A 12,503-nucleotide genomic window follows, 5' to 3' on the forward strand; every position below is an offset into this window, starting at 1 on the left:
GGAACCGGCAGGATGGCAGGGTCAGCCCAGGAAAACGGACGGAGGAGGGTAACCGTGACCGACGTGGTGACCGTGCCCGTACGGCAGCTCGACCCCGAGCTGCCGCTGCCGGCGTACGCCCATCCCGGCGATGCCGGGGCAGACCTGGTGGCGGCGACGGACGTCGAGCTGCCACCCGGCGGCCGGGCGCTGGTCCCGACCGGCGTGGCGATCGCGTTGCCCGAGGGGTACGTGGGCCTCGTCCACCCCCGTTCGGGGCTCGCGGCCAGACTCGGCGTGACGGTGCTCAACGCGCCCGGTACGGTCGACGCCGGCTACCGGGGTGAGATCCTCGTCAACCTGATCAACCATGATCGGGAGACACCGGCGAAGATCTCCCGCGGCGACCGGATCGCGCAGCTCGTCGTGCAGCGGGTGGCGCGGGCGGACTTCCGGCCGGCGGTCGAGCTGCCGGAGTCCCGGCGCGGGAGCGGCGGGCACGGCTCGACGGGCGGCCACGCCCGGCTGACGCCGTCGCCGGCGGGCACCGGGCAGGGCACGATCCCGGAGGCACCGGACACGCGGCGGTGAGAGCGCCGGCAGGCGGACGGACGGAAGAGGTGGCAGGGTGAGCACGAACAGCGGAGGGTTGGCGCAGTGATCTTCTCCCGTAAGCGGGACGGTGCCGGACGGCACGCCAGTGACGAGCGGGCCACCGAGGCTCCGGACTCCCACGAGGAGCCCACCCCGACCCGCGGCCCGTACGACGTCTCCGAGGCGCCCGCGGGGGTGCAGCGGCTCGACCTGGGCAGCCTGCACATCCCGGCGGTGCGCGACGTCGAGGTGCGGGTGCAGGCCGACCCGGAGGGCGTGATCCAGCAGGTCGTGCTCGTGCACGGCCCGAACGCGCTCCAGCTCGGCGTATTCGCCGCGCCCCGGTCCGAGGGCATCTGGGACGAGGTGCGCGAGGAGATCCGCCAGTCGCTGTTCAACGACGGCGCGGCGGCCCAGGAGGCCCAGGGCGAGTACGGCACCGAGCTGCACGCCCGGGTGCGTACCCCCGACGGGCTGACCGACCTGCGGTTCATCGGCATCGACGGCCCGCGCTGGATGGTCCGCGGCGTCTACCAGGGCGCGGCGGCCACCGATCCGGCCGCCGCCGGCCCCCTCGCCGAGTGCCTCGACGGCCTGGTGGTCGACCGGGGCCAGGAGGCCAAGCCGGTGCGCGAGCCGCTGCCGCTGCGGCTGCCCCGGGATGCCGACCAGGCGGGCGAGGGCGACCCCGCGCCCGCGGTCCGCGAGGCCTGAGCGCCCGGCACGACGCGCCGGGACCGGGCCCGTCGGCGTACGCTGACGGAACGGTTCCGGCGTCGTCGGGGCCGGCCCGGTGCCGGCGTCGTGTCGGCCAGCGTGGAGAGGTGACGCGGAGGTCATGTCGACCGACGAGGGCCGGGGCCCGTTGCGGCGCATGCTGCGACGACTCACCGCGAGCGAGGCGGAGATCGAGGCGCAGGAGCTGCGCCGGGAGAGCGCTGAGCACGGCGGTGTCCCGGCCGGGCAGTGCACGCGGGGGCAGGTGGTCTCGGTGGCCGGTCGGCTCCGCACGGTGGTCTACACCCCGCGGACCAACCTGCCCACCCTGGAGGCGGACCTCTACGACGGCAGCGACGTGATCACCCTGGTCTGGCTGGGGCGGCGGCACATCGCCGGCATCGAGCCGGGCCGGCACCTGACCGCGCGCGGCCGGGTGGCCGTGCGCGACGACCGCAAGGTGATCTACAACCCGCACTATGAGCTGGAACCGCCGAAGTGACCCGGTGGCCGCGACGGACGGAAGGCGAGCGATGACCACGGGACAAGACCGGGCGGCGCAGCCGGCGAGCGGTCCACAGGACGAGGAACCGCTGCCCAGCCTCGCCGAGCAGATGGCCGACCAGCTCGGCGGCTGGCGGGGGCTGGTCGAGTCCAGCATCCCGGTGGTCGTCTTCGTGCTGGCCAACATCCTGGGCGAGCTGCGGCCCGCCGTGATCGCCTCGGTGGCGGTGGGGCTCGTGATCGCCGGCCTGCGGCTGGCGCAGCGCCGCCCGGTCCGCCACGCCGTCAACGGGCTGTTCGGCATCGGTGTCGGCGCCGCGATCGCCTGGCGCACCGGCGACGAGCGTGACTTCTACCTCCCCGGCATCCTCTACGGCATCGGCTACGGCCTGGCCCTGCTGGTGTCGGCGGCGGTCCGGCAGCCCCTCGTGGGGTGGATCTGGTCCGTGCTGGTGGCCAAGGGCCGCGCGGAGTGGCGTCACGACCCCCGCCTGGTGCGGACCTTCACCTGGCTCACGGTGCTCTGGGGCGTGGTGTGGCTGGCCAAGGTGGGCGTGCAGGCCGGGCTCTATCTCGCCCACCAGGACACGGCGCTCGGCGTGGCGCGGCTGGCGCTGGGCTACCCGCCGTACGTGCTGCTGCTGCTGATCACGGTGTGGACGGTCCGGCGGGCGACCAGGGAGCCGGAGCCCGAGGCGCTGCCCGGCGGCTGAGCCGCCCCGGCCGGGCTCAGCGCTGCCCGCGGGTGCGCTCCACGCTGTCCTCGCCGAGCACCACCGCGCGGACGGCGTCCTCGACCTCCGCCGTGCACACGAAGATCAGTTCGTCGCCGGCCTCGACCGGGTCGTCCGGGGTCGGCACCAGCACCCGCTTGCCGCGCAGGATCGCCACCAGCGCGGAGTCGCGGGGCAGCGGGATCGCGCGCAGCGGCTCCCCCACGTGCGGTGCGGTCGGCGGGAGGGTGATCTCCACCAGGTTCGCCTCGCCCTGCCGGAAGGTCATCAGCCGGACCAGGTCGCCGACGGTGACCGCCTCCTCGACCAGGGCCGCCATCACCCGTGGCTTGCTCACCGCGACGTCGACGCCCCACTGCTCGGTGAAGAGCCACTCGTTCTCGGCCCGGTTGACCCGGGCCACCACCCGGGGCACCGCGAACTCGGTCTTGGCCAGCAGCGAGACGACCAGGTTGGCCTTGTCGTCGCCGGTGGCCGCGACCACCACGTCACAGCCGGCGAGATCGGCCTCCTCCAGGCTGGCCAGCTCGCACGCGTCGGCCAGCACCCAGTCGGCGGCCGGCACGCGCTCGGGCCGCAGCATCCGGGGCTGGCGCTCGATGAGCATCACCTGGTGGCCGTTGTCGATCAGCTCCTGGGCGATCGAGCGACCCACGTTGCCCGCGCCGGCGATGGCGATACGCACGATCACAGCCCTCCTTCCGGCGGCGCGGCCGCCACCGACGTGACCGTCGTCGCGATGTCGTCGGTCACCAGCATGAAGAGCTGGTCGCCCTCCTGGACGACGCTGGACGGCGTCGGCAGCGTGCCGATGCCGAAGCGGATCAGGTACGCCAGCCGGGCCCCGGTCGCCTGCTCCAGGGTGCGCACCGACCGGCCGACCCAGTCCTTGTGCACCGGCACCTCGACGATCGACACCGTGCTCGTCGGGTCCCGGAAGATCTCCACGTTTCCCTCGGGCACCAGGTGCCGCAGCATCCGGTCGGCGGTCCACCGGACGGTGGCCACGGTGGGGATGCCCAGCCGCTCGTAGACCTGCGCCCGGCGCTGGTCGTAGATCCGTGCCGCCACCCGGGACACGCCGAACGTCTCCCGGGCGAGCCGGGCGGAGATGATGTTGGAGTTGTCGCCGCTGGAGACGGCCGCGAAGGCGTCCGCCCGCTCGATGCCGGCCTGGCAGAGCACCTCGCGGTCGAAGCCGGCGCCGGTGACGGTGGTCCCGGCGAACTCGGGACCGAGCCGGCGGAAGGCGTCCGCGTCCTGGTCGATGACCGCGACCGAGTGCCCCCGGGATTCCAGGCTGTAGGCGAGCGTCGATCCGACGCGCCCACAGCCCATGATCACGACATGCACCGCGTCCCTCCTCAACGTGCCCGACGCCCGCCGGTGAGCGCGTCCCCTGCGGAGCCTGCCACGTTCCCGGCCCGAGCGCGGACTGACGGTACTCCGTCGCCGCACCCCGCCGGGATCGCCCACCCCACGGCGCGGGGCCGGATGGTCGTACGCTTGGCGGTCGTGGCCAGACCCACCTCGCTGATGAAGCGGCTGCTGCTCGGTCGACCGTTCCGGTCCGACCGGCTCAAGCACACGTTGCTGCCCAAGCGCATCGCGCTGCCCGTGTTCGCGTCCGACGCGCTCTCCAGCGTCGCGTACGCGCCCGACGAGATCCTGCTGACCCTCTCCATCGCGGGCGCTTCGGCGTTCCTCTTCTCGCCGTGGATCGCCCTGGCCGTGATCGTGGTGATGCTCACCGTCGTGGCGAGCTACCGCCAGAACGTGCACGCCTACCCCTCCGGCGGCGGGGACTACGAGGTGGCCACGGTCAACCTGGGCCCCCGGGCGGGGGTCGCGGTGGCCAGCGCGCTCCTGGTCGACTACGTGCTGACGGTCGCCGTCTCCGTTTCCTCCGGGGTGGCCAACCTGGGCTCGGTGGTGCCGTTCGTGGCCACCCACAAGGTGCTGATCGCGGTCGTCGCGGTGGTGCTGCTCACGGCAGTGAACCTGCGCGGCCTGCGCGAATCGGGCACCGCCTTCGCGATCCCCACCTACGGCTTCATCATCGTGATGGTCGGGATGCTGCTCACCGGGTTGGTGCGGGTCTTCGTGCTCGGCGACGACCTGCGCGCCCCCAGCGCCGGCCTGGAGATCCAGGCCGAGCACAGCGTGACCGGTTTCGCCCTGGTGTTCCTGCTGCTGCGTACCTTCTCCTCGGGCTGCGCCGCCCTGACGGGCGTGGAGGCCATCTCCAACGGGGTGCCGGCGTTCAAGGCCCCGAAGAGCCGTAACGCGGCCACCACGCTGCTGCTGCTCGGCACCATCTCGGTGGCCATGCTGGTCGGCATCATCTGGCTGTCGCGGCTCACCGGCCTGCAGTTCGTCGAGGACCCGGCCCTGCAGATCATCTCCGGCCCCGAGGGGTACGTGCAGAAGACCGTCACCACCCAGCTCGGAGAGACGATCTTCGGCTCCGGCTCGGTGCTGCTCTACGTGGTGGGTGGGATCACCGCGCTGATCCTGTTCCTGGCCGCGAACACGGCGTTCAACGGCTTCCCGGTGCTCGGCTCGATCCTCGCCCAGGACCGCTACCTGCCCCGGCAACTGCACACCCGCGGCGACCGGCTGGCGTTCTCCAACGGCATCGTCTTCCTGGCCGTCGCGGCGATCGTGCTGATCGTCGGGTTCCAGGCCGAGGTGACCCGGCTCATCCAGCTCTACATCGTCGGCGTGTTCGTGTCGTTCACGCTCTCCCAGGCCGGCATGATCCGGCACTGGAACCGGCACCTGCGCACCACCCGGGACCCGCAGGCCCGCCGGCGGATGATCCGTTCCCGCGCGATCAACACCTTCGGCATGGCGATGACCGGCACGGTGCTGGTCATCGTGCTCGTCACCAAGTTCCTGCTCGGCGCGTGGATCGCCATCGCCGCGATGGCGATGATCTACGTGCTGATGCTGGCCATCCGCCGGCACTACGACCGGGTCGCGGAGGAACTCACCCCGCCGGACGAGGGGCGTGCCGTGCTGCCCGCCCGCAACCACGCCGTCGTGCTGGTCAGCAAGCTGCACAAGCCGACGCTGCGGGCCATCGCGTACGCCCGCGCCACCCGGCCCGACACGCTGACCGCGGTCACCGTCAACGTCGACGAGAAGGACACCCGGGAGTTGCAGGCGGAGTGGGAGCGACGGGACCTGCCCGTCGCGCTGACCGTCGTCGACTCGCCGTACCGGGAGATCACCCGCCCGATCCTGGACTTCGTGGCCGGCGTCCGCCGGGAGTCGCCGCGCGACGTGGTCACGGTCTTCATCCCCGAGTACGTGGTGGGACGCTGGTGGGAGAACCTGCTGCACAACCAGAGCGCGCTGCGCCTCAAGGGCCGGCTGCTCTTCGAGCCGGGAGTGATGGTGACGAGCGTGCCGTGGCAGCTCGCCTCGACAGCCGGCAAGGACCTGGACCGGCTCGACGCCACCCTGACCCGGGGGCCGGCCCGCGGCCCGCGCGGCGCCCCGCCGCCGAGCCTCCCACCGGTGATGTCCGCGCCGCCCGCCGAGAGCGGCCCGAGTAACGGAGGTGAGCGGTGAACGCGTACGACGACGACCGGGGGCTGGCGGAGGCCGAGCGGGTGGAGCTGACCGTCGGGGCGGTCGCCCCGGGCGGGCACTGCGTCGCGCGGGTGGACGGCCAGGTGGTCTTCGTCCGGCACGCGCTGCCCGGCGAACGGGTCGTCGCCGAGGTGACCGAGGTGCACAAGGGTTTCGTCCGGGCCGACGCGGTGAGCGTGCTCGAGGCCGCGCCGGAGCGGGTCGAGCAGCCCTGCCCGTACGCGAAGCCGGGTCGCTGCGGCGGCTGCGACCTGCAGCACGTCGCCCCGGCCGCCCAGCTCGACTGGAAGGCGGCCGTGGTGCGCGAACAGCTCACCCGCCTCGGCGGGCTCACCGACGCCGAGCTGGACACGCTCGGCGTCCGGGTCGAGGCGCTGCCGGGTGGCCCGCTCGGCTGGCGGTCCCGGGTCCGCTACGCCGTCGACGCGGCGGGCCGGGCCGGGCTGCTCAAGCACCGCTCGCACGAGGTCGTCCCGATCGACCGCTGCCTGATCGCCCACCCGGCGATCCAGGAACTGCCCGTGCTGACCCCCACCGGGACGCGGTGGCCCGACGCGGACGCGGTCGAGACGGTCGCCTCCACCGGCGGGGACGTGACAGTGACCGCCGTCGCCGACGGGACACCCCGCACGGTGAGCGGCCCGGAGCGGGTCCGGGAGGTGGCGGCCGGCCGGCGGTGGACGTTGCCGGCGTCGTCGTTCTGGCAGGTCCACCCGGCCGCCGCCGACACCCTCATCCACGCGGTGCTGGAGCTGGCCGACCCGCGTCCCGGGGAACGGGCCTGGGACCTCTACGGCGGGGCGGGACTCTTCGCCGCCGCGCTGGCCGGCCGGGTCGGCGACGCGGGCCGGGTCACCCTGGTGGAGTCGGCCGCCTCGGGCGTCGCCGCCGCCCGTGAGAACCTGCGCGACCTGCCCCACGTCGAGATCGTGTCGGCCCGGGTCGAGGCCGCGCTGGCCCGCCGCCGGATCACCGGACCGGTCGACGTGGTGGTGCTGGACCCGCCGCGCTCGGGCGCCGGAGCCCGGGTGGTGCGCGACGTGGTGACCGCCGGTCCCCGTGCGGTGGCGTACGTGGCCTGCGACCCGGCCGCCTTCGCCCGCGACGTGCGCACCTTCGCGCAGCTGGGCTGGCGGCTGGACGCGCTGCGCGGCTTCGACCTGTTTCCGATGACCCAGCACGTCGAGCTGGTCGGTCTGCTCCTGCCGCCCGACTGAGCCGCCCGCTAGCCTGACGTGATGAAGATCGTCGGGCTGATGTCGGGGACCTCCTGCGACGGGGTGGACGTGGCGGCCGCCGAGTTCACCCTCGACGGGGACACCCTCGTGCTGCGCCCGCTGGGCCACCTCGGGCTCGGCCACGGCGACGAGCTGCGCGCCGAGATCGCGGCGCTGCTGCCGCCGCGGGCCACCACGGTCGAGGCGGTCTGCCGCCTGGACAACCGGCTCGGTGAGGTGTTCGCCGAGGCGGCGGCGCGCGGCGTCGAGCTGGCCGGTGGCGGGGTCGACGCGGTGGTCTCGCCCGGGCAGACGGTCTTCCACTGGGTCGCCGACGGGCACGCCCGGGGGACCCTGCAACTGGGGGCGGTGGCCCGGGTGGCCGCCCGGGTGGGCGTACCCGTGCTGAGCGACCTGCGGTCGGCGGACGTCGCCGCCGGCGGGCAGGGCGCGCCCCTGGTCCCGGCGTTCGACGCGCTGCTGCTCGACCCGGCCCACGGCGCGGCCCCGCGCGCCGCGCTCAACCTGGGCGGCATCGCCAACCTCACGGTGCTCGCGCCGGGCGCACCGGTGCTCGGGTACGACGTCGGGCCGGCCAACGCGCTGCTCGACGCGGCGGCCCACCGCCTGCTGGGCCGGCCGTTCGACCTCGACGGGGCCCGCGCGGCGGCCGGTCGGGTGCACCCCGGCCTGCTCGCCGCGCTGCTCACCGAGCCGTACTACGCGGCGCCGCCACCCAAGTCGACCGGCAAGGAGCTGTTCCACGCCGGCTACCTGGACGCGCGGCTGGCCGCCCTCGGCGAGCCGGTGGCCGCCGACGACGTGCTCGCCACCCTGACCGAGCTGACCGCCCGGGTGGTGGCCGCCGAGTGCGACCGGCACGGGGTGGCGGAGGTGGTCGCGGCCGGCGGCGGGGTGCGCAACCGCACCCTCACCGCCCGGCTGGCCGCCCTCGGCGCGGGAAGCTGGCGGCTGCGCACCACCGACGAGCTGGGCATCCCCGCGCAGGCCAAGGAGGCGTACGCGTTCGCGCTGCTGGGCTGGCTCTCCTGGCACGGGCTGCCCGGCGCGCTGCCCTCGGTGACCGGTGCGGCCCGGGCCGCCGTGCTGGGCTCCTGGACGCCGGCCGGGCCGGCGTACCGGGGTGTTTCGGCCGTCGCGGCGCCCCGGCGGCTGCGGGTCGCGGCCTGACGCCCGCCGGTCGGCCCGGTCGGCCCGTGCCGGTCGCCCCGATCCGCCGGTGCCGGTCGACCGCTGATCCGCGCCCTGACCAGGCGCTCAGCCCGCGCGACCGACGGGTGGGCGTCCGGGCCAGGCTGCGCGACGCGGCGCGGCCGATAGACTCTTGTGCCATGAGCGTTGAAGAGGGCACGGTCCACCACCCCGGGCTGTTGGCCACCGTCCGGGGTCCGCAGGACGTCAAGCGGATGTCCGTCGAGGAGTTGGCCGTCCTCGCCGCCGAGATCCGTGACTTCCTGATCGCCAAGGTCTCGCGCACCGGCGGGCACGTCGGTCCGAACCTGGGCGTGGTCGAGCTGACGCTGGCCATGCACCGGGTCTTCGACTCCCCGCGCGACCGGCTGCTGTTCGACACCGGCCACCAGGCGTACGTGCACAAGATCCTCACCGGCCGGCAGGCCGGCTTCGACCGGCTGCGCCAGCGCGGTGGCCTCTCCGGTTACCCGAGCCAGGCCGAGAGCGAGCACGACCTGGTCGAGAACTCGCACGCCTCCACCGCCCTGTCCTACGCCGACGGCCTGGCCAAGGCGTACGCGTTGCGCGGCGAGCAGCGCAGCGTGGTGGCGGTGGTCGGCGACGGCGCGCTGACCGGCGGCATGTGCTGGGAGGCACTGAACAACATCGCCACCGCCGGCAACCCGCTGGTGATCGTGGTCAACGACAACGGCCGGTCGTACGCGCCGACGATCGGCGGCCTGGCCGACCACCTCTCCTCGCTGCGGCTCAACCCCGGCTACGAGCGGGTGCTCGACACCGTCAAGGAGGCGCTCGGCTCGACGCCGCTGGTCGGCAAGCCGATGTACGAGGTGCTGCACGCGGTCAAGCGGGGCATCAAGGACGCGGTCGCCCCGCAGGCGATGTTCGAGGATCTCGGCATCAAGTACGTCGGCCCGGTCGACGGGCACGACGTGACCGCGGTCGAGTCGGCGCTGCGGGCGGCGAAGAACTTCGGCGGCCCGGTGATCGTGCACGCCGTGACCCGCAAGGGTTACGGCTACCGCCCGGCGGAGGAGGACGAGGCCGACTGCCTGCACGGCCCGGGCAGCGCCTTCGACATCGAGACCGGCAAGCTGGTCGCCGCCCCGTCGGTGAAGTGGACCCACGTCTTCGCCGACGAGCTGGTCGCGATCGCCGACGAGCGGCCCGACGTGGTGGGCATCACCGCCGCGATGGCCGAGCCGACCGGCATCGCCAAGCTGGCCCGCAAGCACCCGGACCGGGTCTACGACGTGGGCATCGCCGAGCAGCACGCGGCCACCTCGGCCGCCGGCCTGGCCCTCGGCGGGCTGCACCCCGTCGTGGCGGTCTACGCGACGTTCCTCAACCGGGCGTTCGACCAGGTCCTGCTGGACGTGGCGATGCACCGCCTGCCGGTGACCTTCGTGCTGGACCGGGCCGGGATCACCGGCCCCGACGGGCCCAGCCACTACGGCATGTGGGACATGTCGATCTTCGGGGTCGTGCCGGGCCTGCGGATCGCCGCGCCCCGCGACGCCGCCACGCTGCGCGAGGAGCTGCGCGAGGCGGTGGCCGTCGACGACGGTCCCACCATCGTCCGCTTCCCGACCGGCACCGTCGCCGCCGACCTGCCGGCCGTGCGCCGGGTCGGGACCGTCGACGTGCTGGCCGAGGCGGTGCGCAAGGACGTGCTGCTGGTCGCGGTCGGCTCCTTCGGCCACCTCGGGATGGAGGTCGGCACCCGGCTGGCCGAGCAGGGCTACGGGGTCACGGTGGTCGACCCGCGCTGGGTGCGTCCGGTCCCGGCCGAGCTGGTCGAGCTGGCCGCCGGGCACCGGCTCGTGGTCAGCGTCGAGGACGGCGTCCGGGTCGGTGGCGTCGGCGACGCCCTCGCCCAGGCGATGCGCGACGCCGACGTCCAGGTGCCGTTGAAGGACCTGGGGGTGCCGGCCGACTGGCACCCGCACGGCACCCGCGCGCAGATCCTCGCCGATCTCGGCCTGACCGCGCAGGACGTGGCCCGCGACGTCACCGGTTGGATCTCCCGGCTGGACGTCGAGCCGGTTATCACCGTCGACGACGCCACCGCCCAGAACTGAGAATCTGACCGCCGTCGGCGGGTGGCCCGGGACCCGGGCCACCCGCCACGGCGTTGTTCACCCTGCGTGACCGGGTCCCTCCTGCGTCGGACCGGGTAGCGCGACCTTCGCTGCTGGAGCTTCCTGAGCAGGGGTTTCGTGCCGGCAGCCGTGACCCTTCCCCAAACCTCCGCGCCCGCTTTGCTCTGCAGCCACGGGCGCACCGCTTACGCAGCGTGTCTGGTGCCCCCATGGCTGCAGAGCAAAGCGGGTGGAGCGAGGTCATCCCACCCGTGCTCGACCCGCGTCGGCTTCACCCGTCGGCTCCACCGCGTCGGATCGGCGCGTCGATCTTGCGGTCCCGGCCCCTGTTCCGTGCTTCTGGCCACCTGTGCGCGGGCAGGAAATGCAAGACCGCCGCGTCGGGCCGGGCCGGGGCGGGGCGGAACAGGGGCGGAACAGGGGCGGAACAGGGGCGGGGCGGAGCAGGGTCAGCGGGCGCCGATCGTGCGGTAGTGCGTCTTCTCCGCCTCGGCCAGGCTGAACGTCTGCGAGCGGGTCGGCATCGGCACCACGACGAGCCCCGGCCGGTCCACCAGCCGGGGCGTGTCCGGCGGCGTCGACAGTGAGCTGTCGGCCGTCGGCCGCCAGCTCAGCACGGCCAGCGGCTGCCCCGGCACCGGCAGCTCGTACGTCTGCAACGGGTTGGACCGGTCGGCGGGGGAGACCACCGGCGAGCCCCCGTCGGCGGGGCGGTAGACGACGGCGGTCATCGTGCCGTCGGCCGTCTCCCAGCTCAGCTGCGTCAGCTCCGCCGGCTCGCCACCGCCGAGGGCGACCTCGCCCAGGGTGCGTACGGTCAGCTTGGTCATCGGCCAGGAGGACGGCACCGAGCGCGGCGCGTCCCGGTCGCCGATCCGCCGCGGGACGCTGCCGAACGGGCCCTCCTCGCCGCCGAGCGCGCAGGTGTCCAGGCCGGCGAGGGCCCGCCTGCCGGAGCCGCTCTCGTCGCGTACCAGGGGGTAGCGCGGGTCGGTGGTGCCGGTGCCGAGGTCCAGCAGCCGGTCGGCGGCCCGGCCCCGGGGCAGCGCCTCGGTGGCCTTGAGGGTGGCGGTCACCGGCACGGCCCGGCAGGCGGGGACGTCCACCGGCTCGGTCAGGCCGTCGGTGTCGCGCAGGGCGCGGCCGTCCGGCCCGAGCAGCCGCTGCACCCGGTCGGACGTGAGGTAGCGCCGCCCGTCGGCGCTGTGCACGGGCAGCACGTCGGAGTAGACGAGATAGCCGGGGTCGGTGTATTCGACGGCGCGGGTGACCGCGTACCGGCCGCCCTCGGCGGTGACCTGGAGCAGCCAGGAGGCGCTCTCGCCGGGCACGTCCGCGGCGACCAGGGCGAGCGGCGCGCCGTCGACCTCACCGGACCAGAGGATCCCGGACGTGGGCAGGTGCGCCCGGTCATCGGCCGGTGACCGCCAGTCGCGTACCGTCGCCGTCACGGCCGAGCGCACGGCGTCGTCGCCCGCCAGGGGGCCGCGCGGCGGCCACACCGTCAGGTCGCCGTCCAAGCTGTCGTAACCGACCCGCAGCTCGGCCGGCTGCCGGTCGGCCACCGGGCCGCAGGCGGTCGCGGTGAGCAGCAGGGCCAGCAGTGCGGTGGCGGTGCTGCCGCGCCGGCGGACTGGAGCCACCTGTACGCCCCTCCCGGATCGCCTGAGCCGTCGTGCACGGAAAGCGCCATAGTACGAGACGTCGGATCGCCGGGACGCGCCACCTCGCCCGGCGCCCGTGCGCAGGTCACGGGCCAGGGACGACACCGACCACAAAGGACGTTGCCGCGGTTTCAGGGTGAATGTCCGCTCGGGTAGACTCCGCCGACTGTGACGCCT

At 74.2% G+C, this 12,503-nt stretch carries 11 protein-coding genes; 8 read left to right on the forward strand and 3 right to left on the reverse strand.

The window, feature by feature from the left end; genetic code table 11:
- Window positions 1-54: 54 nt before the first annotated feature.
- The 4 genes from dut to ACQ452_RS08260 all read left to right on the forward strand — a co-directional run bounded on the left by dut (window position 55) and on the right by ACQ452_RS08260 (window position 2,507).
- On the forward strand, window positions 55-570 hold the full coding sequence (dut, locus tag ACQ452_RS08245; protein WP_433391765.1) for a dUTP diphosphatase: 516 nt from the start codon (window positions 55-57) through the stop codon (window positions 568-570).
- A 66-nt stretch (window positions 571-636) separates the two neighbouring features.
- Window positions 637-1,287: a DUF3710 domain-containing protein gene (locus ACQ452_RS08250; protein ID WP_433391768.1), complete on the forward strand. Its 651-nt coding sequence runs from the start codon at window positions 637-639 to the stop codon at window positions 1,285-1,287.
- 124 nt (window positions 1,288-1,411) lie between these two features.
- Window positions 1,412-1,792 (forward strand): OB-fold nucleic acid binding domain-containing protein, encoded by a 381-nt coding sequence (locus ACQ452_RS08255; RefSeq protein WP_433391771.1) that lies wholly within the window; start codon window positions 1,412-1,414, stop codon window positions 1,790-1,792.
- Window positions 1,793-1,823: 31 nt separating this feature from the next.
- The gene (locus ACQ452_RS08260; protein ID WP_433391774.1) at window positions 1,824-2,507 is read left to right on the forward strand and encodes a DUF3159 domain-containing protein; all 684 of its coding nucleotides are present in this window, start codon (window positions 1,824-1,826) and stop codon (window positions 2,505-2,507) included.
- A 16-nt stretch (window positions 2,508-2,523) separates the two neighbouring features.
- Here ACQ452_RS08260 and ACQ452_RS08265 read toward each other — a convergent pair whose 3' ends face one another.
- Together ACQ452_RS08265 and ACQ452_RS08270 are read right to left on the reverse strand one after the other, a co-directional pair.
- Entirely contained in the window at window positions 2,524-3,219 is a 696-nt protein-coding gene (locus ACQ452_RS08265; protein WP_433391777.1) for a potassium channel family protein, read from the reverse strand.
- On the reverse strand, window positions 3,216-3,881 hold the full coding sequence (locus ACQ452_RS08270; RefSeq protein WP_433391780.1) for a potassium channel family protein: 666 nt from the start codon (window positions 3,879-3,881) through the stop codon (window positions 3,216-3,218). The genes ACQ452_RS08265 and ACQ452_RS08270 overlap by 4 nt, the downstream gene beginning before the upstream one ends.
- A gap of 162 nt (window positions 3,882-4,043) precedes the next feature.
- Between ACQ452_RS08270 and ACQ452_RS08275 the strand changes: the two genes are divergently transcribed.
- From ACQ452_RS08275 to dxs, 4 genes are all read left to right on the forward strand, one after another.
- Entirely contained in the window at window positions 4,044-6,107 is a 2,064-nt protein-coding gene (locus ACQ452_RS08275) for an APC family permease (protein WP_433391783.1), read from the forward strand.
- On the forward strand, window positions 6,104-7,345 hold the full coding sequence (locus tag ACQ452_RS08280; protein ID WP_433391785.1) for a class I SAM-dependent RNA methyltransferase: 1,242 nt from the start codon (window positions 6,104-6,106) through the stop codon (window positions 7,343-7,345). The genes ACQ452_RS08275 and ACQ452_RS08280 overlap by 4 nt, the downstream gene beginning before the upstream one ends.
- 21 nt (window positions 7,346-7,366) lie before the next feature.
- The gene (locus ACQ452_RS08285) at window positions 7,367-8,536 is read left to right on the forward strand and encodes an anhydro-N-acetylmuramic acid kinase (protein WP_433391788.1); all 1,170 of its coding nucleotides are present in this window, start codon (window positions 7,367-7,369) and stop codon (window positions 8,534-8,536) included.
- Window positions 8,537-8,697: 161 nt separating this feature from the next.
- Window positions 8,698-10,641 (forward strand): 1-deoxy-D-xylulose-5-phosphate synthase, encoded by a 1,944-nt coding sequence (gene dxs, locus ACQ452_RS08290; RefSeq protein ID WP_433391790.1) that lies wholly within the window; start codon window positions 8,698-8,700, stop codon window positions 10,639-10,641.
- 470 nt (window positions 10,642-11,111) lie between these two features.
- On the opposite strand, the gene ACQ452_RS08295 is transcribed toward dxs, so the two are convergent.
- Window positions 11,112-12,305 carry a hypothetical protein gene (locus ACQ452_RS08295; RefSeq protein ID WP_433391791.1) on the reverse strand — a complete coding sequence of 398 codons (1,194 nt, stop codon included), beginning with the start codon at window positions 12,303-12,305 and terminating at the stop codon, window positions 11,112-11,114.
- Window positions 12,306-12,503: the final 198 nt, after the last annotated feature.

The organism is Micromonospora sp. KLBMP9576, from assembly GCF_050941805.1.
Lineage (GTDB): Bacteria > Actinomycetota > Actinomycetes > Mycobacteriales > Micromonosporaceae > Micromonospora.

What these genes read in the sequence shown, in the direction of transcription:
- dxs (WP_433391790.1), top strand. Translation starts at nt 8,698, where the DNA reads ATGAGCGTTGAAGAGGGCACGGTCCACCACCCCGGGCTGTTGGCCACC.
- ACQ452_RS08260 (WP_433391774.1), top strand. Translation starts at nt 1,824, where the DNA reads ATGACCACGGGACAAGACCGGGCGGCGCAGCCGGCGAGCGGTCCACAG.
- ACQ452_RS08285 (WP_433391788.1), top strand. Translation starts at nt 7,367, where the DNA reads ATGAAGATCGTCGGGCTGATGTCGGGGACCTCCTGCGACGGGGTGGAC.
- ACQ452_RS08255 (WP_433391771.1), top strand. Translation starts at nt 1,412, where the DNA reads ATGTCGACCGACGAGGGCCGGGGCCCGTTGCGGCGCATGCTGCGACGA.